The sequence below is a fragment of the Corynebacterium confusum genome, assembly GCF_030408715.1.
In the GTDB taxonomy this organism is placed as follows: domain Bacteria; phylum Actinomycetota; class Actinomycetes; order Mycobacteriales; family Mycobacteriaceae; genus Corynebacterium; species Corynebacterium confusum.
Window position 1 is genome coordinate 156,216 of sequence record NZ_CP047202.1, and the last position, 23,394, is coordinate 179,609.

The window sequence follows — 23,394 nt, forward strand, 5'->3', positions numbered from 1 at the left end:
CTGCCTAGGACCACTTGGGCCGGGGCGCGACCCAGCGGTCCAGCTGGGCGAAGAGCTCCTCTGCGGTGTCCGCCACGATGAGGCTGTCCCGGTCGGCGGCGCGCACCAGGCCTTGCTCCACCAGGTGGTCCAGCAGGTCCACCAGTGGGGCCCAGAAGGTCGTGCCGAACAGGGCCAGGGGCGTGGCGTGCAGGCCCAGCTGCTGGCGGGTCCAGACGTCGAAGAACTCGTCCAAGGTCCCGGCGCCGCCCGGCAGCGCCACGCAGGCGTCGGCCAGATCGCTCATGCGCTGCTTGCGCTCGTGCATGGTCTCTACCATCTCCAGCCGGTCGAGGCCCGGGTGGGCGATCTCGCCGTCGACCAGGTGCTGGGGGATGACCCCGGTGATGGGCGCGCCGGCGGCGTGGGCGGCGTCCGCCACCGCGCCCATCAGCCCGACCTTGCCGCCGCCGTAGATAAGGCGCACCCCGTGCGCGCCCAGCGCGGTGCCCAGCTCCCGCGCCAGCTCCAGGTTGTGCGGGTCCGTGCCGGTGCTCGCCCCCGTGTACACCGCGAGTGAGCGCGGCGCGGTCCTCGCCGCCAGCGCCGGGAAGACCTCCTCGGCCAGCAGCGGGGCGAGCGGCTTGTCCGGCGCGTGCGGGTTGATCCAGGCCAGCTCGGTGATCTCGTGGCTGGCCTGGGCGGAAACCTCGTAAGGGTAGCTAAAGACCGTGGCGGACACGGCGTACCCGGCCTCGTTGGCCGCCGGGGCGTCAAACGTGCCGAGCTCCTTCAACGCCGCGCCGGCAAGTTCGACGCCCAGTTCCTCGGCCACCTCGCGCACCGCGGCCTGACGGGCGTTTTCGCCCGGCTCCGGCTTCCCACCGGGGAACTGGAAGAGCTCGGTGCCGGCCTTGCGGACGGTGAGCACCTGGCCGGTGCGGTTGCGGAAAATGACGGCGCTGACGTTAATGGTCGGAGTGGGCATGGGCCATAGACTACACCGCGCCAGGCCGGTTGACGCGGTGCATTTGAAGGCGCAAAAGGCCAGCAGTCGCGTCCGTTGCCCAAATTCCGCACTTTGGGTTTATTCTTAGCAAGGCACGCCGGGAACCCCGGCACCAAACCAACGCCAATCAGTGTGGATATCAAGGGAGGTGGCGGGTATGAGCAACTCGGTAGACGAGGCCATCGATCGGCTAGAGGAATTGCTGCGGACCGAAGGGGAAATCGATCCGAAAGCGGCGCCGGACATGCAAAGGCTCCTGGACACGCCTCCCATCCAGGACATCGTGGCGCTGGTCGAGCGCCAGAACAACGTCCGCGCGGCCGTGGTGCTGCGCCTGTTGCCGCGGGAGAAGTCCATCGAGGTCTTCGACGCGCTGGACTCCGCGCACCAGGCCGATATCATCGACGAGCTGGGCAACGCCGACGTCTACGCCTTCTTCGACGAGCTCGACCCGGACGACCGAGTCTCCCTGCTGGACGAGCTGCCCGCCGAGATCGCCGATCGCCTGCTGCGCTCGCTGGACAAGACCGAGCGGGATGTTACCGGCGTCGTGCTGGGCTACCCGAAGGGCTCGGTCGGCCGCCGCATGTCCCCGGAGGTCCCGGAGATCTACCGGGAGATGACCGTGGACGAGGCCCTGGCCAAGCTGCGCGCTACTGCCGATGCCGTCGAGACCATCTACACCCTGCCGGTCACCCGCAAGGACCGCCGCCTGGTCGGCGTGGTCAGTTTCCGCGAGCTCTTCATGGCCCGCGGCAACCGCATGGTCGAGGATCTGATGCGCGAGCCGGTCTTCGCCTACGCCTACGACGACGCGGAGGAAACCGCCCGTTGGTTTTTGCCCCTGGACTTGCTGGCGATGCCGATCGTCGACGAATCCAAGCGCCTGGTCGGTCTGCTGACGTGGGACGACGCCACGGACATCGTGGAGGAAGAGGACTCCGAGGATAGCGCCCGCGCCGGTGGTACTGAGGCCCTGCAGCAGCCGTATATGTCCACCCCGCTGCTGAAACTGGTGCGCTCGCGCATCGTCTGGCTGTTGGTGCTGGCGGTTTCCGCCCTGCTGACTGTCCAGGTGCTCGACGCCTTCGAGGAGACCCTCGCGGCCGCCGTGGTGCTCAGCCTATTCATCCCGCTGCTGACCGGTACCGGCGGCAATACCGGCAACCAGGCCGCCACCACCGTCACCCGCGCGCTGGCACTGGGCGACGTGCGAAAACAGGACATCCTGGCGGTGATGTGGCGCGAGCTGCGCGTGGGCATGCTGTTGGGCGCGGTGCTCGGCCTGCTCGGCGTCGGCTTGGCCACGCTGGCCTACGGCTTCGACATCGGCCTAGTCATCGGGATCACGCTGTTCTTGGTCTGTTCCATGTCCGCCACGGTGGGTGGCATGATGCCTATTCTGGCCAAGGCTGTGGGCGCGGACCCGGCGGTCTTTTCCAACCCGTTCATCTCCACCTTCTGCGACGCCACCGGCCTCATCATCTACTTCTTCATCGCCAAGTCTGTCCTGGGCATTTAGGGGCCGGGGGAGTCCCCGGGCTTAAGCGGGTGTCTGGGCGGCCCTGCGCGGGGGTTTTCGGGGGTGGCTAGGTGGCCAGGTTGTGGCATATGTGACACAGGTTTTGTAAAGTTCCCCACATTAGGCAACAAAGTGTTGTTTGTTTCCTTGCCCCATATGCGCACACCTAGGCGCTATATCACCTAGTCGCGATATCTCAGTCTTACAGATTGGTGTTTCCCCATGACAACTCCACAGACTCACGAGTCCACCGCCCACCCAGAAGGCGAAGAGGACAAAGGCGTCAAGAAGGGTGAACTGCGCCGCCAGCTCATCGGGATCGTCGGCGGCCTCGCGCTTGCCATCATCGTCTTCTTCATCTTCCCGGCCAGCTCGGTGGAGACCGTGATGAACTCCAGCGGCGCGGATCCGGACGCAGACTACAGCCACATGGCCCTGCGCACCGTCGCGGCGGTGACCATCCTGATGGGCGCCTGGTGGATGACCGAGGCCCTGCCGCTGGCCGCGACCGCGCTCATCCCACTGGCCATCTTCCCGCTGGCCGGGGTCGGTGAGATTTCCGACGTGTCCTCGCCGTACGCCTCGTCCACCATCTTCCTGTTCCTGGGCGGCTTTCTCGTCGCGCTGTCGCTGCAGCGCTGGAACGTCCACCGGCGCATGGCGCTGATGGTGGTCAAGCTGGTGGGCACCTCGCCCAAGCGCCTCATCCTGGGCTTCATGATCTCCACCGGCTTTTTGTCCATGTGGGTCTCCAACACCGCGACCGCGGTGGTCATGCTGCCCATCGGCATGTCCGTGCTGCAGCTGACCGCCGACACGGTGGGCGGCATGAAGAACCAGAAGCGGTTTGCCACCGCCCTGATGCTGGCGATTGCCTACTCAGCCTCCATCGGCTCCCTGGGTACCCTCATCGGTACCCCGCCGAACCTGCTGCTGGCCGGCTACATGAAGGAAACCCACGGCATTGAGATCGGCTTCGCCCAATGGATGCTGGTCGGCATGCCGATGGCCATCATCTTCACCTTCCTGGCCTGGGTCGTGCTGATTACCGTCTTCCCGCCGGAGATGAAACAGATCCCGGGTGGCAAGGAGCTCATCGACCAGGAAATCAAGGACATGGGCCCGTGGACCGCCCCGCAGATCCGCGTCGCTATCATCTTCGCGCTGGCCGCCATCTCGTGGGTCTTCGTCCCGCTGCTCATCGACTGGCAGGGCTGGGAGGTCGGCTACGACGACGCCATCGTCGGCATTATCGCCGGCCTGCTGCTCTTCCTGCTGCCCGCCGACAGCAAGAACGGCGTGCGCCTGCTGGACTGGAAGACCGCCAACGAGCTGCCCTGGGACGTACTCCTGCTCTTCGGCGGCGGCCTGTCGCTCTCCGCCATGTTCACCCAGTCCGGGCTGTCCCTGTGGGTCGGTGAGATGGCCAAGGGGCTGCAGGTCCTGCCGCTGTTCCTCCTCGTGGCCGCCGTCGCCGCGCTGGTGCTGGTGCTCACCGAGTTCACCTCGAACACCGCTACCGCCGCGACCTTCCTGCCGATTATGGGCGGCGTCGCCGTCGGTATCGGCCTGACCGACGCGGCCGCCATCAACGTGATGATCCTGACCGTCCCGGTCGCCCTCGTGGCCACGTGCGCCTTCATGATGCCGGTGGCCACCCCGCCGAACGCCATCGCCTACGGCACCGGCTACGTCACCATCGGCGAAATGATCAAGGGCGGCCTCTGGCTCAACGTCATCGCCTTGGTCCTGGTGACCCTGACGACCTATTTTATCGCCGTCCCCGTTTTCGGGATGGTCTTGTAAAAACCCGCCTCCGAAACGCCGGTTTATGTGCAATAAGCTGGTGTTTTGGTACTCGACCAAAGGGCGGGTATAGTAATTCTTCGTTGCCGAGAGAACAGCAGTTCTTAGAGTTAAGCAACATGCGCCCGTGGCTCAACGGATAGAGCATCTGACTACGGATCAGAAGGTTGGGGGTTCGAATCCCTCCGGGCGCACAACAAATAAGTCCCTAGCTGTGAAAAAGCTAGGGACTTTAGTCATGCGCGGGTTGGTTTAGCGGTAGACCATGCCACCGTCGGCCAGGATGGCCTGGCCGGTGATGTAGTCCGCGCCGGGGCTAGCCAGGAAGGAGACCAAGTCGGCGACGTCCTCCGGGGTCTGGGCGCGGCCCAGAGCGATTCCCTCGACGTTCTTCTGGTAGGTCTCGCCCAGCGGGGCGCCGGTGAGTTCGTGGAAGCGCTCGTCAATTTCGACCCACATGTCGGTGCCAACAATGCCCGGGCAGTAGGCGTTGACGGTGATGCCGTCTGCGGCGTATTCCTGTGCGGCGGTCTGGGTCAGGCCGCGCACGGCGAACTTGGTGGCAGAGTAGGCGCCCAGGACCGGGAAGCCGTCGTGGCCGGCGATGGAGGAGGCGTTAATAATCTTGCCGCCGTGGCCCAGCTCCTTGAACTTAGCGGCGGCCGCCTGGATGCCCCACAGAACGCCCTTGACGTTGATGTCGAAGATGGAGTCGACCTCCCCGTCGGCGATTTCCGCGATGGGCTGGACCTGGGCGATACCGGCGTTGTTGACCATGATATCGAAGCCGCCGAGCTCCTCAGTGGCCTTGTCGATGGCGGCGTAGATCTGGTCGCGGGAGGAGACGTCGGCGCCAATGGCGATCGCCTTGCGGCCGGTGCCTTCGATCTTCGCGACGGTGTCCGCGCACTTATCGGCGTCCAAGTCCAGGACTGCCACGTTGGCGCCATCCTCGGCCAGTCGCAGGGCGATGGCCTGGCCGATGCCGCGAGCGGCGCCGGTCACGAGTGCGACCTTGTCATCAATGCGTTGGTTTGTCATGAAACTCCCTCCGGTAGGCGGGCGGAAACCCGCGTTTATTGGTTCACCATTCGAGTATCCGGGAGAATATAACTTCCGTCAATGATGTGGGTCATGTGCCGGGCTTGGTGTGGCGTGGGTAATTAGTGGGCGCTGCGGAAAATATCGACCTTTGCTCCACATCTGACCATTCCACCTGGAAAAACGGCGAAGAAATCTGTCAGAGGTCGATAATTCCGCAGAAGGGAGCTCTAACCCAGCGCCCGCAGGTACCGCCGCGAGGTGAGGGCCCGCCGGGCGAGGTCGATGACGGGGCGGGCAAGCCGCAGCCACCGGGTGGCGGGCTCGGAGCGGGCGAAGATGTCCAGGCGGGCGCGGTTTCCGGGCAGGCGGGTCAGGGTGAAGGTTTCGGCGCCGCGCTCGAGGTGGCCAGGGAGCGTTCCGTAGGTGAAACCGCAGCGATCGGTCTCGTCGATGACGTCGGTGACGCGGCAATAGAACTTCTTCACCTGTGGGCCAAGGCCGAAGCCGAGCTCAACTACCGCGCCGGGCAGGGCCGGGCCGGTGGCGCGGACGCGGAAGACGCTGGCTTGGACCCGCCAGCCGCGCAGGCCGGCCGCGGCGGTGTCGAAGTCGACGCCTAGGACGCGGCTAGCGCGCAGCTGCGGCAGGCGGTAAAGCTCCGCGGGCTGGTAGGTCAGTGGTTGGGCGCGCCGGCGGGCGGCGAGGTGTTGGGGGAGCGGGCTAAAAAATTTCAATTCGTCCGCCCAGGGACTGGGACTGGCGCAGCAGCGCGACCCAGCCGTGGCCGCCGGGGTGCAGGCGCAGGACCGGGCGGGAGGAGATCTTGATGGGGGAGACCGACTCCTTGCGCGCGCCGGAGCGGGCCTCAATGCGGGTGCGGGCGCGGTAGCCGGCATCGGCGAGGTCGGCGATGGACGGCTCTGCGGAGGACAGCGAGTCGCGGGCGGCCTGGAGGAGCTCGAGGGACTCGTCCAGGGCGTCGACCAAGGCCGGGGCGTTGGTCTCACACATCTGCTGGACGAGATCGGGGCGGGTGCCTGCCACGCGGGTGCCATCCTTGAAGGAGCCTGAGGCCAGCGACTGGGCGAGGATGCCGCCGTTGTCGCCCACCACGGCGAGCAGCTCGGCCAGGATGTGGGGCAGATGGGAAATCCGGGCCACAGCCGCGTCGTGGTTGTCCACGGTCACCGGTACGGCTTCCGCGCCGACCATTTGGGTCATGCGGGTCACGTCGGCGAAGAGATCGATCCAGAATTGGCCGATCCGCTCGCCGCGGGCCTCGCATTCCTGGGCGTGGTCGAAGGTGATGGCCCAGGCGGCGCGCTTGAACATGCCGGTCTGGGAGTTATTCCAGCCCGAGTTGGAGGTGCCGGCCATCGGGTGGCCGCCCACGTAGCGGGTCTCCATCTGGCGTTGCTTAATCAGGTCGTAGACGGCGGTCTTGACGGAGACGACGTCGGTGATGCCGCAGGTAGGGGCGTGTTCAGCGATGGCGTCGAGGACCTCTCCTACGGCCTCCATGGGCACGGCCACGACGATGAGGGCCCCCTCGGCTTCGGCGCGGTGGAGGGTAGCTGGCAGATCGTCCGTGACGTCGTAGCCCTGCTTGACTGCGGTGCGGGCGCCGGACGTGGAGTGGTTGTAACCGAAAACGGAATGTTTACATTCGGTCAAATCGCGCAGCAGGGAGCCGCCGATAAGGCCGAGACCGATAATGCAAATGGGACGTTGGACATCTGAAGAACTCACAGTGACAATCTTCCCACATTGCGACTACTCTCACGAGGTATGAGCGACGCAAATTTTTCCGGATACTCCTTCGCGGTCACGGTTCACCAAGATAACGGCCGCTGGGTGGTGCGCGAATTCGAGGACGACTTTGACGACGCCGAGCGCACCGTGCGGGCCGTGCGGGGCCTGCGCACCGAGGGTGCCGCTTTCGGGATGGTGTGCGTCGACGACGACTATTTCGTCATCATCCGCCCCGTGCCCGGCGGGGTCTACATGCTGCTCTCGGACGCCACGATGGCGGTCGATGATGAGTACGCGGCGGACTTTCTGGACATGCGGGACTTGGACGTGCCGGATATCGACCCGGATGATTTGGACGACGTGGACGGCTTCGCCGACGGTGACTTCGACATCCTGGCGGATCTCGGGGTGGGTGAGGACCAGCTCGGCTTCATCGTGGACAACGACGAGGACTGGCCGTCGGACATGTTGCTGCGCATCGCGGGCGATATCGGCTTCGGCGACGAGCTGGAGGAGGCCATCGACAACCTCGACAGCGACACCGACGACGAGCTCGACTGATGCCCGCGCCCACCCACGGCCTGCCGGACAGTGAGGGGTCGCGCCGGGCAGAAAGCCGCATGCGCCGCGCGCTCGAGGTGGCGGCCGGCACCCCGGCCGGGGACGTGCCGGTCGGTGCCGTGCTTTTCGATGCCTCAGGGCGCGAGCTGTCCACCGGCGTCAACCGTCGCGAGCAGCGCCAGGACCCGACCGCCCACGCAGAGGTGGAGGCCATCCGGGCCGCGGTCAAAGAACACGGGGACGGGTGGCGGCTATCCGGCTGCGAGCTGGTGGTCACCCTGGAGCCGTGCGCCATGTGCGCCGGGGCGCTGCTGGGGGCGCGGGTTGCCTCGGTGGTCTTCGGCGCCTTCGAGCCGAAGACGGGGGCCTGCGGATCATGGGTCGATCTGGTGCGCGCGCCGGGCGGGCTGCACGTCCCGCAGGTGCGGGCGGGGATCCTCGAGGAAGAATGCGCCCAGCTTATGGCAGGATTCTTTGAATCAATGCGCTAGTGTGTGAGGTGTGACACTTTTAGGGCGTCGCAGTCGAGTCTTCACGCGTATGCTGGGGTTACCCAAACGAATCGTTTCTAACAAGGAGGAAAATTATGGCTGATTTCGAGAACGCCAAGGACAAGGTCGTCGGTCAGGCTAAGGAGGCTTACGGCGAGGCTACCGACAACGATCAGGTTGCCAACGAGGGCAAGGGCGAGCAGGCCGCTGCTGACGCCAAGGACAAGCTGTCCGACGCTGCTAACAACATCAAGGACAAGGCCTCCGAGGCCCTGGGCAAGCTGACCGGCGACGACAAGTAAGTCGTGGACGCGGTGCGGCGCGCTAACCGGCGATTTTGTTAACGCGGGGCGCCTGCCGTAATCTGTTACGCGGTGGCGTGTCCGAGCGGCCGAAGGTGATCGCCTCGAAAGCGATTGTTGGGTAACCCCCAACCGCGGGTTCAAATCCCGCCGCCACCGCCAACTCAATTCCCTATCTGACCGGCGCATTCCGGTGGGATAGGGAATTTTTTGATCCATAACTTAGACTAGGGCAATACGGCTATGCAGTCCTTGCCCTAGAATTTCTTTAAACTTCCTTCCCGTTTCTTTCCCGCGCAGCGGTGGGAATATTGATGCAGAAAAGGTGTTCACCTCGTGGCTAAACTCCTGTACCGGTTGGGGCATTGGTCCTACCTGAACAAGTGGAAGGTCATCGTCACCTGGCTTGTGCTCCTGGCCGCGACCGCGGGTACGGCCGTGGCGCTGATGAAGCCGATGACGAGCGAGTTCTCCATCGCGGGCACGCCGTCCATCGACGCGACCTACCGGGCCATGGAGCTCTTCCCCGAGGGCGGCAACCCGGCGAACGTGCCCACGGTGAACCTGGTCTTCCACGCCCCGGAGGGCGAGAAGCTCAGTGACCCGGACAACGCGCAGGCCATTGACCAGGTGGTGGACTACCTCCGGGACAACCTGGAGATGGGCGACACCATGCGCTTTGGCAACCCGCTGGAGGTCTCGCCCAAGCTGCAGGAGCAGGTCGTCGACCAGTTCACCTCGATGGGGCTGCCGGAGGAATCCGCCCGCCAGGACGCGGACAACCTGGCGATGGTCAGCGAGAACGGGACCATCGCGTATACGACTTTTGACTTCGACGCTGAGAGCCCTTATACGGTGGACTCGGAAGACAAGGAGATTGTAAGCGACGCGATGGATCTGGGCCGCGCGGCGGGCCTGCAGGTCGAGGCCGGCGGCGCCGGCTTCGGCGACGATATCCGGGTCAACTCGACCTCCGAGGTCATCGGCCTGGGCGTGGCCTTCCTGGTGCTGATCTTCACCTTCGGCTCGCTGGTCTCTGCAGGCATGCCGCTCATCTCCGCGGTGATCGGCGTGGGGCTCGGATCGCTGGGCCTGATGATCGCCACCCACTGGGTGGAGCTGAACAACATGACCCCGGTGCTGGCCGTGATGATCGGCCTGGCCGTGGGCATCGACTACGCCCTGTTCATCCTGTCGCGCTACCGCGCCGAGCGCGAGCGCATGTCCGGGCCGGAGGCCGCGGGCATGGCCGCCGGCACGGCCGGCTCCTCGGTGGTCTTCGCCGGCACCACTGTCTTCGTGGCGCTATTCGCGCTGGTGATCGCCCGCATCGGCTTCCTGTCCGCCATGGGCCTGGCCGCCGCCGGCACCGTAGCCATCTCCGTGCTGGTCGCCCTGACCCTGATCCCGGCCCTGCTGGGGCTGCTGGGCGACAAGGCCTTCGCGGGCCGCATCCCGGGCGTGGCCGGCAACCCGAACCGCAAGGGTAAGCGCTCCCGCCGCCGCACTATGGGCAACCGCTGGGTGCGCGCGGTCCAGAAGGTGCCGGGGCTGACCATGGCCGGCGTGGTCCTTTCCCTCGGTCTGCTCTCGGCGCCGGTGCTGAACATGGAGCTGGCGCTGCCGGCGGATACCACCTCGAACCCGGACACCACCCAGCGTAAGGCCGCGGACCTGCTCGCGGAGGGCTTCGGCCCCGGCGTGAACGGGCCGTTCTTGGTCATCGTGGACGCGGCCGACGTCAACGAGGACTCCGCCGCGCTCCAGCCGCTGATGTCCGCGCAGGAGGGCGACGACGAACATTCCAAGGCCGCGTTCTCGTCCTTCATGTACGCCACGGATCAGCTCAAGGGCGTGGGCGGGGTCAAGCACGCCCAGCTGGTGGGGCTCAGCCAAGACCAGAACTCCGCGCAGATCATGATCACCCCGGAGACCTCGCCCACGGAGGAGGCCACCGTGGGCGTGGCCAACGCCCTGCGGGATACCAACTCTCGGATCGAGGACGCGACCGGCACCGAGGTCGGCATGACGGGCCTGACCGCCGTGCAGCTGGACATCACGGAACGCCTCGAGCAGGCCATGCCGCTCTACCTGGGCATCGTGGTGGGCCTGGCCATCCTGCTGCTGCTCGTGGTCTTCCGCTCGGTCTTGGTCCCGCTGGTGGCTGGCCTCGGCTTCCTGCTCTCGGTGGGCGCGGCGTTCGGCGTGACCGTGCTGTTCTGGCAGGAGGGCCTGTGGGGCCTGGTGCCGGCGCCGGGCCCGCTGATTTCCTTTATGCCGATCTTCCTCATCGGCGTGACCTTCGGCCTGGCTATGGACTACCAGGTCTTCCTGGTCACCCGCATGCGCGAGCACTACACGCGCAGCGGCGGCACCTCCCGGCCGGGCTCGCCCTACAACGGGGTCGAAGAGGCCACCATCGTCGGCTTCACCCAGGGCGCGCGCGTGGTCACCGCGGCGGCCATCATCATGATCTCGGTCTTCGTGGCCTTCATCAACCAGCCGCTGCCGTTCATCCAGATCTTCGGCTTCGCCCTGGGCGCGGGCGTGCTTTTCGATGCCTTCTTCGTGCGCATGGCACTCGTGCCCGCCACGATGTTCCTGATGGGCCGCGGCACCTGGTGGATGCCGCGCTGGCTGGACAAGATCCTGCCCACCATCGACATCGAGGGCAACGAGCTGGAAAAGGAATGGGAAGCTCAGGCCACTAAGCAGAGGGAATATACTGACCAGCATGACGCACGCAGGTGACTTGAGCTTTAAGGTCCGTACCCGCCTGGAACAGGAAGGCGCGGGAAAGCACGGCCGCACCGGGGTGATTAGCACCCCGCACGGGGATATCCAGACCCCGGCTTTCATCCCGGTGGCCACCAAGGCCACCGTCAAGACCCTGACCCCGGAGCAGATCCGGGCCACCGGCGCTCAAGCCATTCTGTCGAACGCGTACCACCTCTACCTGCAGCCCGGCCACGACATCGTGGACGCCGCCGGCGGGGTCGCCGCCTTCGAGAACTGGCACGGCCCGACGTACACCGACTCCGGCGGGTTCCAGGTGATGAGCCTCGGCGTGGGCTTCAAGAAGGTGCTGGCCATGGACCTGGCCGACCTGACGGAGCAGGACATTCGCGCGGCCAAGAAGGAGCGCATGGCGCAGGTGGATGAAGACGGGGTGGACTTCAAGTCCGTCATCGACGGCTCCAAGCACCGGTTTACCCCGGAAAAATCCATGCAGATCCAGCACGGGCTGGGCGCGGACATCATGTTCGCCTTCGACGAGTTGACCACGCTCGTCGACACCCGCGCCTACCAGGAAGAGTCGGTGGCGCGCACGCACCGGTGGGCGCAGCGCTGCATCGATGAGCACACGCGGCTGACCCAGGAGCGCACCCACCGGCCCAAGCAGTCCCTGTGGGGCGTGGTGCAGGGCGCCCAGTACGAGGACCTGCGGCGCCAGGCTGCCCGCGGCCTGGTGGAGATCTCCGATAAGGCCTGGGCGTCCGGCAGCCGCGGCTTTGGCGGCTTCGGCATCGGCGGCGCGCTGGAGAAGGAAAACCTGGGCACCATCGTCGGCTGGGTCTGCGACGAGCTGCCGGAGGACAAGCCGCGCCACCTGCTGGGCATTTCCGAGCCGGACGACCTGTTTACCGCGGTGGAGGCCGGCGCGGATACCTTCGACTGCGTCGCGCCGACGCGCCTGGCCCGCCGCGGCGGTGTCTACACCCTGGACGGGCGGCTGAACCTATCGAACGCCCGCTTCAAGCGCGATTTTGCGGGTGTGGACGAGGAATTCGGCGGCTACGTCTCCGAGAACTACTCGCGGGCCTACCTCCACCATCTGCTCAAGGCGAAGGAGTACCTGGCCGGGACGCTGTGCACCATCCACAACCTGGAGTTTATGGTCCGCCTGGTGGACAATATCCGCGCCGCCATCGACGGCGGCTACTACGCGGCCTACCGCGACGAATTCCTGGGGCGCTACTACGCCGGCCGCTAACGCGAAGGGCCTGCGCTGTGACGCCTAGGCGGGTGTTACGGTGGCGGGTATGTCTGGAAGGAATTTTCGCGGTGACTGCCGCTCAGGCGGTACTTTAGAGGACCTCGCTAAGGCCTGCCACGGTATCGACGGCGCCGGTTACGGCGCGTACAAGAAGCTCGCCGGCACCTATACTGAGCCCGGCCCGGACGGGCTGACGGTGGCGATCGACAAGGTGCAAAGCGATCCCTTCGCCGCCCCGTCCAAGGTGCGGGTGCGCGTGCCCCGCGCGGTGGCCGACCTGCCGGCCGACGTGGTCACCGATGAGCTCGACAAGGTCGCGGTGGCCGACTTTCTCGCCCGCAGGATTGCGCGCATCGCCGCCGCCATCGGCGGCGGCAAGGGAGGCAAAGGCCGCAAGGGCAGCGGCAAGTCCAACAGCGTGAGCGTCGGGTTCATCGGCCAAGAGGTACTGGAGCGCAGCGCCGTCGTGGTCACCGACGAGGTTATCGAGGTGCGCCTGCTGGTCGGCCTGCCGGCCCAGGGCCGCCGCGTCCTCGGCCACCGCGCCGCCGGCCTGCTGGCCGAGGACCTGCCGGACGCGGTGGAAGAGGCCGTGGTGACCGAGGAATTCGACCCGGATGACCTGGCTCGTCACGTCTGGCTCCTGCGCGACCAGGAGGCCCTGCGCGCGCAGCTGGCTACCCGCGACCTGGTCGGTTTCGTGGGCAACGGCGCCATCCTGCCGCGCCGGGCCGGTGATAGCAACAAGCCGATGGACGCGGATACCGCCGCGGCTTTTATCGCCCCGGAGGAGCTCACGCACAGCTTCGAGCTGCCCAGCGGCCGCACCGTGACGGGCATGGGGGTTCCCGCCGGCCTGACCGTCATTGTGGGCGGCGGCTACCACGGCAAGTCCACGCTGTTGCGCGCCCTGGAGCGCGGCGTCTACCCGCACGTGGCCGGCGACGGCCGCGAATGGGTCATTACCCGGGCGGATGCCGTCAGCGTGCGCGCCGAGGACGGCCGCCCGGTCACGGACCTGGATATCTCCCCGTTCATTACCAACCTGCCGACCGGGGCGGATACCCGCCGCTTTTCCACCACCAACGCCAGCGGCTCGACCTCCCAGGCCGCCAACGTCGTCGAGGCCGCTGAGGCCGGCGCCACCGCCCTGCTGATCGACGAGGACACCTCGGCGACGAATTTCATGATCCGGGACCGCCTCATGCAGGAGCTCGTCCCCGGCGACCAGGAGCCCATCACCCCGTACGTGGCGCGGGTGAAGGCGCTCTACCAGGACAAGGGCATTTCCACCGTCCTGATTGCGGGCGGATCCGGCGCCTACCTCAGCCTGGCCGACACGGTCATCGCCATGGACCGCTACCAGCCGCACGAGATCACCTCCCGCGCCCATGAGATCGCCGCCGGCTCCCGCCCGCACGAGCTGGAGCTTGCGCCCGGAATGTTCGAACCCAGCGGCCGCGCCCTGGCCCCGGGCTGCCTTAAGCCCGCCGCCGGTCACAAGGGCAAGCCCCAGGGCGCGAAGCCGCGCGGGCTAGACACCATCAGCTTTGCCAAAAGCGACATCGACCTAAGCGCGGTCTCGCAGCTGGCCGATGCCCCGCAGACCGCCGCCATCGCGCTGTGCCTGGAGTGGCTGGGCAAGCACAACGACTCCCGCCCCGTCACCGAGCTGGTCGACGAGCTGCTGGCGACCATCACCGCCGAGTCCCTGACCGCGCTGACCCCGGGGCGCGCCCACCCCGGGCACCTGTCCCGCCCCCGCAAGCACGAGATCCTGGCTGCGGTGAACCGTTACCGGAGGTTGGATATCAAGCGCTAAGCCGGATACCTTACGGGCCTAGGCGCCCGCCCCGCCGGCAACGTAGTTCTCCTTCTTTTTGACCCACTTGATGACCTGGGTGGTCACTGGCAGGAGGACGACCTCGATGAGGGTCTTCCACAGGAAGCCGACGATGACGTAGTTGATGAAGTCGCTGGCGGTGGAGATGCCGATGACGGGCGCCGCGATGGCGCAGAACAGGAGGGTATCGCCGAACTCGCCCACGACGGTCGAGGCGATGAGGCGGACCGGCAGCTTCTTCTCGCCGTTGCGGCGCTTGAGCACGGACATGACCCAGGCGTTGAGCAGCTGGCCGACGAGGTAGCCGCAGAGGGAGGCCAAAACGATCTGGGGAACCAGGCCCAGGGTGGCGGCGAAGGCCTCTTGGCCCTCGTAGAACTCGGCTTCCGGCAGCCAGATGCCGATGTAGAAGGACAGCACGGCCAGCAGGGCCATGGCGAAGCCGATGTAGATGGCGCGCCGGGTGGACTTAAAACCGTAGCACTCGGCCAGCACGTCGCCGGTGATATAGGCCAGGGGGAACAGGAAGAAGGCGCCGTCGGTGACTAGGGGGCCAAGCTCGACGCCCTTCGTGGCGTTGATATTCGAGATCAGGAAGGTGACGACGAACAGCGTGACCAGCCACGGGTACAGGCTGGCCTGCACCGGGATGAATCGGATGCTCTCGCCACCGGGGTTGGTGGTTGCGGTTGCCGATTGTTTTGTCATGCACCTTATCGTGCCAGAACGTGGGCGGTACGCTGTAATTTATGAGTTCTGAGACCCTTCCTGTGGCCGGGCGTTACGCGCCCAGCCCAAGCGGTGACCTGCATTTTGGAAACCTGCGCACTGCGCTGCTGGCCTGGCTGTTTGCGCGCTGGTCCGGCCGGAAATTCTACCTGCGGGTCGAGGACGTGGACACCCAGCGTTCCTCGCTGGAATCCGCCGCGCGGCAGCAAGAAGACTTGCAGGCTATCGGTCTGGAATGGGACGGTGAGGTGCTGCGCCAGCAGGACCGTTCTGCGGCGTACGAGGCGGCGCTGGTCCGACTGCCGCACTACGAGTGCTATTGCTCCCGCAAGGACATCCAGGAAGCCGCCCGCGCCCCGCACGCCATTCCCGGCCAGTACCCGGGCACGTGCCGGGACTTGAGTGATAAAGAGCGGGAGGCCAAGCGGGCGGAGCTGGCCGCGGCTGGCCGCATGCCGGCGTTGCGCCTGCGCGCCGACCGCGACGAGTATACCGTGCACGACTACCACCGCGGTGACTACACCGGCGAGGTCGATGACTTCATTCTGCGCCGCGGCGGAAACGCAAACCAGCACCAGGACTTCGCCTACAACCTGGCCGTGGTGGTCGATGACACCTACCAAGGCGTGGACCAGGTGGTGCGCGGCGACGACCTGCTTACCTCCGCCCCACGCCAGGCGTACCTGGCGCACCTGCTGGGGAAGGCGGCCCCGGAGTACGTCCACGTGCCGTTGGTACTCAACAGCGACGGTCGACGCCTGTCCAAGCGCGACGGGGCGGTGACCCTGCGCCAGCTGCTGGAGACCGCCAGCGTCCAGCAGGTGGTGGGGCAACTTGCGGCATCGTTGGGGCTGGCCGGGGTCCGCAGCGCGGAGGAGATCTTAGAGTGCTTCGACCCGGCACGGATGGGCTGGGATGCGGTTTTCTGGGAGCCGGCAGGAAACTAACTTGTGGCTGCCAGCCCCGCGTCCTACACTTAAAACGTAAAGAGAAAAGGCGCGGGGAGAAGGCGTTGTGGAAATAGTCCTAGGGGTAGTGGCGTTGCTGCTGCTCAGCATCATTTCAGTCGCAGTGGGGGAGAAGTTGAGGCTGCCGTGGCCCGCCCTGCTATCGGTGGTGGCGATGGTCATCGTCTTCATCCCCGGTATCCCGGCGCTCCGCGTGCCGGCCGATCTCATCCTGCCCATCTTCCTGCCGCCGCTGCTGTGGGCGCTGGCGCGGCGGACCTCCTGGGGAGTTATCCGACAGCAGTGGCTGACCATCGTGAGCCTGTCCGTGCTGCTAGTGGTGGTGACCACGGCCGCGGTGGGCGCTGCCGCGTACGTCTTCCTGCCCGGCGTCGGGGTGGCCGCAGCCCTGTTGATTGGTTCGGCCATCGCCCCGCCGGATCCGGTCGCGGTGGACGCGGTGGCCGAGCCCGCCGGCATCCCGCGCCGTATCATCTCGGCCCTGCAGACCGAGGGCTTGTTTAACGATGCCGCCTCCATCGTCGTCTTCCACATGGCCCTGTTGGCCGTAACCCGTGGCGCGGAGCTTTCCGTGGGGGAGGGCATCTTAAAGTTCGCCTACTCCGCCGTGGTGGCCAGCGTCATCGGCCTGCTGGTCGGGCGGGTGGCCAGCTGGTTTATCAAGCACGTGCACGATGTCACCGCGCGCAACGCACTGACCTGGGTGATCCCTTTCGCCACCTATATTCTCTCCGAGGAGCTGGGTGCCTCCGGCGTTATCGCCGTGGTCATCGCCGCGGTGGAGCTGAACTCGCGCGCGCCCATTGAGGCCGAGGACCGCGTCAGCGGCCAGGCCTTCTGGTCCACGGTGGACCTGCTCTTTACCGGCCTGGCCTTCGGGCTCATCGGGCTGTCCGTCAACGACGCCATCACGCAGGTCGGCTCGGATCTGTGGCACTCGGTCCTGGTGGGCGTCATCCTTTCCCTGGTGGCCTTCGCCGTGCGCCTGGTGTGGATGTACGTCTTCTACCGGATCAACCTGCGGCGCGGGAAGCCCGGCGTGGCCCCGCTCCGCCTGCAAGAAGTCCTGCTGATGACCTGGTCCGGCATGCGCGGACTCGTCACGCTGGCCCTAGTGCTGTCGGTGCCGAGCGGGGCCATCCCGTTCTACAACGAGCTCGCCGTCATCGCCCTGACCGTGCTGCTGGTGACCATGGTGCTGCCTGGCATGCTCCTGCCGTGGCTGATGAGCAAGCTGGATCTGACGGCGGATTCGCAGGCCGCCTCGGACAAAATGCACGCCGAAGTCACTGAGCGCGCCCGCAAGGCCGCCATCGACAGCCTGCGTAAACAGCACGATGACTTGGAACCGGAGGTCGCTGCCAACATCGACGACTGGTTCGACAAGGTCTTCGGTACTGACGACCTCGACGCGGAGGATCAAAAGGCCCGCCTGGAAAAGGCCCATCGCGCCCGCGCCTTCGCGGCCCAGGCCCGCGCTACCGCCTTCCAGGCCTCCCAATCCGTCCTGCTGGAGATGCGCAACGATCCCCGCGACAACCCAGCCCTGGTCGACGAGGTTCTCCACGAGGTCGACCGCATGGTGCTCGCCGCCCGGAAATAAGTTGCCGAAAAACCACCGGCGAGCAGGTCAGCGGCGAGCAGGCCAGCGGCGGCTAGGATTCGCGGCCGGTCAGCTTGTCGATTTCACGGCGGATCGGGCTTAAATCAAAGCCGTCTTCGCGCAGCCACTCCACCTGCGGCGGGGTGTTCATTCCCCACTCCGCCCGGCAGAAGACGTACGCCTGCTCCACCTCCGCGGTGTCGAATCCACCGTCGGCAAGGTACTGGCGGAAGCCGTTGGCGCCGGAGTCTTTAAACCACAGCCACACGAAGTCCTCGAGCGAGTCATCCAGCAAGAAGTCCTCCATCCCGGCCGGGATGTAGCGCAGCTCGTCTTTAATCCGTGCCAGCAGGTCAGAATCCAAGAACGCGTAGAGATAGTCCAGCGAGTCTTCTAAACCGGCGTAGGTGAGGGCGTCCATGAGGCCCAGCTTAGCGCCTGCCGTACACCGGCCGCGCACGACTGCGAAACAACCAGTCACCCGCCCGGCATTTAGTACCCTGAGGCATCCGGCAACCGACGCCGCCTTCAGCCAACGAAGGAGCTGCCATGGCCACCATCCGCCCTGAGAATCCCGCCGATAGCGCGGGTATCCACCAGCTCGTGGAGGCCGCCTTTGCCCCCGTGGAGCTGTCCGATCACACCGAGCAGCACATCGTCGATGCCCTCCGCGCAGCAGGTGCACTGACCGTCTCCCTGGTCGCTGAGGACAACAACACCCTGGTTGGTCACGTGGCCACCTCCCCAGTCATCCTGGGCACCAGCGCCGAAGGCGCGCACGGGTGGTACGGAATCGGCCCCGTCGCCGTCGCACCGCAGCGCCAAGGCGAAGGAATCGGCAGCGCCCTCATGGAAGCCTCACTAGACCACCTCCGCCAAGCAGGCGCAGCCGGCGCAGTGGTCCTCGGCGAACCCGCCTACTACAACCGCTTCGGCTTTCACCCCGTACCCGGCCTGGAATACCCCGGCGTACCCGCAAAGTACTTAACCGCCTGCTCCTTCGGCCCCGAGATTCCACTCGGTGAGGCGCGTTACCACCCGGTGTTCGGTTAGCCTGCACACTAACCACCGTGTAGGGAAAGGCGTCGACAACTTATCCACGTCCATGTCTAAACCGCGAAGACTGGAGTGGAAAAGTTTCCGAGGATGCCTTGTACTAAATGGCGACACAAAGACAACAGAAAACGAGGTCAGCGCCCCGCGTATGCGGGGAAGACGTCGGACCTGACCCCTTGGTGGTGGACACGTTGAAACCAGCATCTAGCTGGGGAAGTGAGGTACCTTTCTACCATGCCGCGCAAGACCTACACCGAGCAGTTCAAGTGTGACGCAGTGTCGTTGTACGAGTCGATCCCCGGAGCCACGATCAACGCGGTCGCCTCCGATCTCGGGGTCAACCGCAACTCCCTGGGCACCTGGCTCGACGCCTTCGGCACCGGCACTAAAACCAACGCCAGCGGTGAAAAAGTCGCCAGCCCGATCGTCGCAGCCAACAGCGAACGCACCCCGGCTGAAGGACTCTCCGATGCCGAGCGGATCCGCGTGTTGGAACGCGAGAACGTCAAGCTCCGGGAGGAACGAGAGATTCTGCGCAAGGCGGCCAAATATTTCGCGGAAGAGACGAACTGGTGAACCGCTTTCAGTTCGTTGATGACCACCGAGACTTCTACGAGGTCAAGCGGTTATGTGAGGTTCTGAAGATCAACCGGTCCTCGTATTACACATGGAAATCTGCTGCTCCTGCTCGCCGGCGACGCCTGGTTGCTGACGCGGTGCTGGGAGCGAGGATCAAGGCCGTGTTCACGGCCGGGAACGGCTGTTACGGGGCGAAACGTGTGACTGCGGCCATCAACGCCGATCCCGCTAACGACCGGGGCAATGGTGACCGTCTCAATCACAAGCACGCTGCCAGGTTGATGCGGCAGATGGGCCTTTTCGGCTACACCAGGAAACGCTGGGTGAAGACCACCGTGTCCGCGAAACGTGCGCCTAAATTCCCTGACCTTCTGAAACGCCGGTTCACCGCGGAGAAACCGAACAAGGTCTACGTCGGCGATATCACGTACCTGCCGATCGCGGACGGGTCGAATATGTACCTGGCCACGGTTATCGATTGCTATTTGCGGCAGTTGACCGGTTTCGCGATCGCCGACCACATGCGCACCGAGTTGGTCGAAGAAGCCCTCACGATGGCTCACGGGGTCCGAGGTAGCCTTGACGGGGCGATTTTTCACTCGGATCACGGCAGTGTCTATACCTCTGAGCAGTACCGGAGGTTATGTGAGCGGTTCGGTGTCACCCAGTCGATGGGTACGATCGGGACGAGCGCGGACAACTCGTTGGCGGAGTCGTTCAACGCCTCGTTGAAGCGGGAAGTCCTGAAAGACGAGCCTGTTTTCGCCAGTCAGCTGGTGTGTCGCCGGGACGTGTTCCAGTGGTGCATCCGGTACAACACCCAACGGCTGCACTCGTGGTGTGGCTACCGCTCGCCGAACGCCTTTGAAGCCGCCGAATCAGCTACACTTACTATCGCATCTTGATTAAATCCCCGTGTCCACTTTCCGGGGTTCGGGCCCAGATGACTATACTTAAGAACCGGGAAAGGTTGAAATGACTATATTTTCAATTATTATGGCAGCAACGTGGCTAATTGCTGGGGTCTGCGTTTTGATGTTAGGCATAAAAGCTGGTCAGGGGACCCTGGCCAAAAATAAACTAATTGGTATCAGAACCCCGGAGCTTCTGGCCAGTGAAGAAGCGTGGTTTAAAGGTCACAAAGCCGCCTCTCCCTATTTAAAAATCAGCAGTGTACCGCTATTTATCGGCGGAATCATCTGTCTATTTGCCGATGATGATCTGATTGGTTGGGTGAGCATACCCGTGGTGGTACTTTTAACTATCATGATCCTAATTTCTTCCAAGAAAGCTCATTCTTCCATAAAGTAGAAATCGGCATTCCTTTGGAGTGTCTTAGGTTTTTAGGTCCGGGTGACTTGAGTGTTGTCCATTGATGCCCTGCCTGTGGGTGGAGAGAATGGATAAATGGTGAAGAAGTTCAGTAAACACACTCCCGAGCAGATTGTTCGCAAGCTGGATAAGGCTCGAGAACTCAGAGAATCAGGATCGACCACGGCTCAAATCCTCACCGCGCTGGGGATCAGCGAAGCCACGCTGAACAGGTGGCAGGCAACCTATGGGGCGATGACCAAGAGCGAAGCTAAAGAGCTCCAGCGATTGCGCGAGGAAAACACGCGCCTCAAACGTCTCCTTGGGCAGGCAGAGCTGGAAAAGGCGGCGTGGAAAGAATTATCGGAGGGAAACTTCTAAGCCCAGCTCGCCGTCATGATGCCGTCTGGCATCTCGTTGGGCTGGGCTACTCCCAAAGGCGTGCCTGCCAGATCGTTGGACTCTCTCGTAGTGCTTATCGGCGCGCTAGGATCCGTCAGGGCAAGCCGGATAAGTACGCGGACCTAAGGGCGTGGATGCACGAGTTCGCGCGTGATCACCGCCGGTGGGGACACCGGCGCGCCTGGAGGACCGCCCTCACCGAGGGGTATGGGATATGCCGGGAAACCTTCCGGAGGATTTGGCGTGAAGAAGGCCTGCGCGTCCTACCCAGGAAGAAGCGCAAACGCGTCGATGGTCACGGCCAGCGCGATGTTCCTGCCGGCCAGTACCCGAACGACGTGTGGGCGCTGGATTTCCAGTTCGATTCAACATGGCACGGCAAGACGATCAAGATCTGCAACATCATCGATGAATACACTCGCGAGCACGTCGCCTTCACGGTCGACAAGAAGATCGACGCGGACTCGGTGATCGAGCTGCTCGACCTCGCTTGTTGTGACCAAGGCGGGCGCCGGCGGGTGATCCGGATGGATAACGGCCCCGAGTTCATCGCTCATGCGCTCAACGAATGGGCTGGGGAGGATGAAACGATTCAGGCGTTTATCCCGCCAGGCCAGCCCTGGCATAACGGGTATGTCGAGTCTTTCCACAACCGAATGCGTGACGAACTCTTAGAAGACAACAGCATCGAGAATCTCGAACATGCACGGATGCTCGTGGCCCAGTGGTCGCAGCGGTACAATGACTTCCACCCGCATTCCTCGCTGGGCTACCTCAGCCCGCGGAAGTATGCGGAACAATGGCAACATGAAAACACGGTCAACGCTTAAACCAACTGGACCGAATTCTTAGGCCACCCCAGCATCCCTGTCAGCTAATGAACAACGCGCAATCATTGCTGCAGTTGAACGTGCCAGGGTCACTGACATCAATCCTCAGGTAGCGCCTTTTGCGACCGCCCAGTCGGACCCCTACCGGATATATATCCAGGGCCTTGAAATGCTGTCCTGCATCGCGCTGGTCGATGTAGTATCATGCGGCATCGCCAATCAGGCAGCCACAACCGCGAGTATGGAAGCGCAGAACCGGTTTCCTGGCGCCACATCACTCCGCAATGGAAAGGGCGATGCTTTTCGGCACTGCTCGTGGAATGCCCTGATGACAATGAGAATCGGTGCAGATGCAGCTGAACGCATTGCTACTAACCACGAAACTGTCGCTCAGGGGCCAGCGGATTAGACCAGAATGGACCTGTATAACAATGCCCAAGGTCGATTTCTTGGATCTGCTTTCGCAAGTAGTGGCGACGAAGCTTCTGCTTTGAACCAGTGCGCCCTCTGGGCTAGAATTGGACTGCTATCTACACTTTCCTAGGATAGGCACGAGAAGGGGGGTTATGTTAATGAGACGCATGATGGCGCGGATAGGGTTCATTAGTATTGTCTCCTTATTACTCTCCTCTTGTAGTTTTGATGACCCATTGGCTTCTCATCTCGCGTCCCTAGGACGATCGGGACATGCAATCCCCGTTACTGAGTCCATCACACTGGAGGAACTCTACGGACCAGAGTGGACTGAGTTTTCGCTCGTGTGCCCATACACTCCGTATCAAACAGTCAAAGAAACACTTATGGCTGATGATCCCCCTGTTCCAGAACACGGCTTCTCCGATCACGAAAACTTCCTCTTTCTTAGAGGAAAGGGCGACAGCGAACAATGGGTGAGGTTCTCTCGACAGGCTCTCGATCTGTGTTCTCCATCAAGTCCGTCTTCTTTAATCATGGAGTCAACGACAGTTGCTCTCACTTTTTCTCTGGATAATCCGGGTAGTGCTTGGATTCTAACCGGCTTGAACAAGTAGTCATATGGGCTCGCTGCTCCTGGGCAGTATCGGGAACACTCAGATTGGGGTCAGGTCCCACACACCGCGGAAGACGCGGAGAACACCAACGACGAATGCTGGAGTGGTGGCTGTATCTAAAAACAGAACTGCCCGACGACCCCGTAGAAATCGCCAGACAGTCCAAATGGGGCCAGGGCCAACTCGCCAAAGTACAAACCCTGACCCACAACGAGAACCAAGCCGACCACGAAACAGGACGACCAGCCCTCTACGACAACGCTATCGACACCAACTACACCCATTCAATCGGCGTCCGAAAAGGCCAAATCTAGCCCCAGCGACACGCCGAACCAGACACACATTTTGACCCTTAACCCTAGCCCGTCATGCTTTGGTTAACGCAAAGAAAAACGCGCCTCACCGAAGTGAAGCGCGTCGTGGCGGAGGATGTGGGATTTGAACCCACGAGGGGCGTGAGCCCCGCACGCGTTCCAGGCGTGTGACATAGGCCGCTAGTCGAATCCTCCGAGAAGAAACTCTAGCAGCCCCGGCAAGTGGCGACAAAATCGGCAGGTCAGCTTGGGAAATGGGTGGGTG

At 64.0% G+C, this 23,394-nt stretch carries 22 protein-coding genes, 3 tRNA genes and 1 pseudogene; 19 read left to right on the plus strand and 7 right to left on the minus strand.

The window, feature by feature from the left end; genetic code table 11:
* Positions 1–4 precede the first annotated feature (4 nt).
* Positions 5–967, minus strand: a complete 963-nt coding sequence (locus CCONF_RS00775) for a TIGR00730 family Rossman fold protein (RefSeq protein WP_290224224.1) — start codon at positions 965–967, stop codon at positions 5–7.
* A 178-nt stretch (positions 968–1,145) separates the two neighbouring features.
* Here CCONF_RS00775 and mgtE point away from each other — a divergent pair, with 178 nt between their 5' ends.
* From mgtE to CCONF_RS00790, 3 genes are all read left to right on the plus strand, one after another.
* Complete coding sequence (mgtE, locus tag CCONF_RS00780) at positions 1,146–2,510, plus strand: magnesium transporter (protein ID WP_290224226.1); 1,365 nt, start codon at positions 1,146–1,148, stop codon at positions 2,508–2,510.
* 222 nt (positions 2,511–2,732) lie between these two features.
* A complete protein-coding gene (locus CCONF_RS00785; RefSeq protein ID WP_290224228.1) occupies positions 2,733–4,316 on the plus strand; it encodes an SLC13 family permease in 1,584 nt (527 codons plus the stop codon).
* A 121-nt stretch (positions 4,317–4,437) separates the two neighbouring features.
* Positions 4,438–4,510: transfer RNA gene (locus tag CCONF_RS00790), tRNA-Arg, on the plus strand.
* A gap of 58 nt (positions 4,511–4,568) precedes the next feature.
* Here CCONF_RS00790 and CCONF_RS00795 read toward each other — a convergent pair.
* From CCONF_RS00795 to CCONF_RS00805, 3 genes are all read right to left on the minus strand, one after another.
* Complete coding sequence (locus CCONF_RS00795) at positions 4,569–5,357, minus strand: acetoin reductase (RefSeq protein ID WP_290224232.1); 789 nt, start codon at positions 5,355–5,357, stop codon at positions 4,569–4,571.
* A gap of 230 nt (positions 5,358–5,587) precedes the next feature.
* The gene (locus tag CCONF_RS00800; protein ID WP_290224235.1) at positions 5,588–6,094 is read right to left on the minus strand and encodes a DUF1990 domain-containing protein; all 507 of its coding nucleotides are present in this window, start codon (positions 6,092–6,094) and stop codon (positions 5,588–5,590) included.
* A complete protein-coding gene (locus CCONF_RS00805; RefSeq protein WP_290224237.1) occupies positions 6,081–7,109 on the minus strand; it encodes a prephenate dehydrogenase in 1,029 nt (342 codons plus the stop codon). Before CCONF_RS00805 ends, CCONF_RS00800 begins: the two co-directional genes overlap by 14 nt.
* Before the next feature lie 39 nt (positions 7,110–7,148).
* On the opposite strand from CCONF_RS00805, the gene CCONF_RS00810 reads away from it, so the two are divergent.
* The 7 genes from CCONF_RS00810 (at position 7,149) to CCONF_RS00840 (ending at position 14,285) form a co-directional block, all read left to right on the plus strand.
* Positions 7,149–7,673 carry a tRNA adenosine deaminase-associated protein gene (locus CCONF_RS00810; protein ID WP_290224239.1) on the plus strand — a complete coding sequence of 175 codons (525 nt, stop codon included), beginning with the start codon at positions 7,149–7,151 and terminating at the stop codon, positions 7,671–7,673.
* Between the two features lie 59 nt (positions 7,674–7,732).
* A complete protein-coding gene (locus CCONF_RS00815) occupies positions 7,733–8,164 on the plus strand; it encodes a nucleoside deaminase (RefSeq protein WP_353959526.1) in 432 nt (143 codons plus the stop codon).
* Between the two features lie 95 nt (positions 8,165–8,259).
* Entirely contained in the window at positions 8,260–8,466 is a 207-nt protein-coding gene (locus tag CCONF_RS00820) for a CsbD family protein (protein WP_290224243.1), read from the plus strand.
* 71 nt (positions 8,467–8,537) lie between these two features.
* Positions 8,538–8,628, plus strand: a tRNA-Ser gene (locus CCONF_RS00825).
* A 174-nt stretch (positions 8,629–8,802) separates the two neighbouring features.
* Complete coding sequence (locus tag CCONF_RS00830; protein WP_290224246.1) at positions 8,803–11,217, plus strand: MMPL family transporter; 2,415 nt, start codon at positions 8,803–8,805, stop codon at positions 11,215–11,217.
* Positions 11,201–12,460 (plus strand): tRNA guanosine(34) transglycosylase Tgt, encoded by a 1,260-nt coding sequence (tgt, locus tag CCONF_RS00835; protein ID WP_290224248.1) that lies wholly within the window; start codon positions 11,201–11,203, stop codon positions 12,458–12,460. Before CCONF_RS00830 ends, tgt begins: the two co-directional genes overlap by 17 nt.
* A gap of 49 nt (positions 12,461–12,509) precedes the next feature.
* Positions 12,510–14,285, plus strand: a complete 1,776-nt coding sequence (locus CCONF_RS00840; RefSeq protein ID WP_290224250.1) for an ABC-ATPase domain-containing protein — start codon at positions 12,510–12,512, stop codon at positions 14,283–14,285.
* 18 nt (positions 14,286–14,303) lie between these two features.
* On the opposite strand, the gene CCONF_RS00845 is transcribed toward CCONF_RS00840, so the two are convergent.
* Positions 14,304–15,014 (minus strand): queuosine precursor transporter, encoded by a 711-nt coding sequence (locus CCONF_RS00845; RefSeq protein WP_290224252.1) that lies wholly within the window; start codon positions 15,012–15,014, stop codon positions 14,304–14,306.
* Positions 15,015–15,055: 41 nt separating this feature from the next.
* On the opposite strand from CCONF_RS00845, the gene gluQRS reads away from it, so the two are divergent.
* Positions 15,056–15,982 carry a tRNA glutamyl-Q(34) synthetase GluQRS gene (gene gluQRS, locus CCONF_RS00850; RefSeq protein WP_290224254.1) on the plus strand — a complete coding sequence of 309 codons (927 nt, stop codon included), beginning with the start codon at positions 15,056–15,058 and terminating at the stop codon, positions 15,980–15,982.
* Between the two features lie 67 nt (positions 15,983–16,049).
* A complete protein-coding gene (locus tag CCONF_RS00855) occupies positions 16,050–17,606 on the plus strand; it encodes a cation:proton antiporter (protein WP_290224256.1) in 1,557 nt (518 codons plus the stop codon).
* A gap of 52 nt (positions 17,607–17,658) precedes the next feature.
* Here CCONF_RS00855 and CCONF_RS00860 read toward each other — a convergent pair whose 3' ends face one another.
* Positions 17,659–18,027 carry a cupin domain-containing protein gene (locus CCONF_RS00860; protein ID WP_290224257.1) on the minus strand — a complete coding sequence of 123 codons (369 nt, stop codon included), beginning with the start codon at positions 18,025–18,027 and terminating at the stop codon, positions 17,659–17,661.
* A 128-nt stretch (positions 18,028–18,155) separates the two neighbouring features.
* On the opposite strand from CCONF_RS00860, the gene CCONF_RS00865 reads away from it, so the two are divergent.
* The 7 genes and pseudogenes from CCONF_RS00865 to CCONF_RS00890 form a co-directional block, all read left to right on the plus strand.
* Complete coding sequence (locus CCONF_RS00865) at positions 18,156–18,659, plus strand: GNAT family N-acetyltransferase (RefSeq protein WP_290224259.1); 504 nt, start codon at positions 18,156–18,158, stop codon at positions 18,657–18,659.
* Between the two features lie 237 nt (positions 18,660–18,896).
* Positions 18,897–20,146, plus strand: a protein-coding gene (locus tag CCONF_RS00870) for an IS3 family transposase (RefSeq protein WP_290224261.1) whose coding sequence is annotated in 2 segments (ribosomal slippage) — positions 18,897–19,224 and positions 19,224–20,146 — 1,251 coding nt in all. Because the reading frame shifts where the segments join, the coding sequence is not laid out codon by codon here.
* A gap of 70 nt (positions 20,147–20,216) precedes the next feature.
* Complete coding sequence (locus CCONF_RS00875; RefSeq protein ID WP_290224263.1) at positions 20,217–20,552, plus strand: SdpI family protein; 336 nt, start codon at positions 20,217–20,219, stop codon at positions 20,550–20,552.
* 96 nt (positions 20,553–20,648) lie between these two features.
* Positions 20,649–20,933 (plus strand): transposase, encoded by a 285-nt coding sequence (locus CCONF_RS00880; protein WP_210573441.1) that lies wholly within the window; start codon positions 20,649–20,651, stop codon positions 20,931–20,933.
* Positions 20,903–21,784 (plus strand): IS3 family transposase, encoded by an 882-nt coding sequence (locus tag CCONF_RS00885; RefSeq protein ID WP_290224084.1) that lies wholly within the window; start codon positions 20,903–20,905, stop codon positions 21,782–21,784. The genes CCONF_RS00880 and CCONF_RS00885 overlap by 31 nt, the downstream gene beginning before the upstream one ends.
* A 169-nt stretch (positions 21,785–21,953) precedes the next feature.
* Positions 21,954–22,193, plus strand: a complete 240-nt coding sequence (locus CCONF_RS11540; RefSeq protein WP_435384081.1) for a DUF6973 domain-containing protein — start codon at positions 21,954–21,956, stop codon at positions 22,191–22,193.
* Between the two features lie 681 nt (positions 22,194–22,874).
* Positions 22,875–23,129, plus strand: a pseudogene (locus CCONF_RS00890) (IS1249 family transposase); the annotation flags it as partial.
* A gap of 106 nt (positions 23,130–23,235) precedes the next feature.
* Here the strand turns inward: CCONF_RS00890 and CCONF_RS00895 are convergent.
* Positions 23,236–23,324, minus strand: a tRNA-Ser gene (locus CCONF_RS00895).
* Positions 23,325–23,394 lie beyond the last annotated feature (70 nt).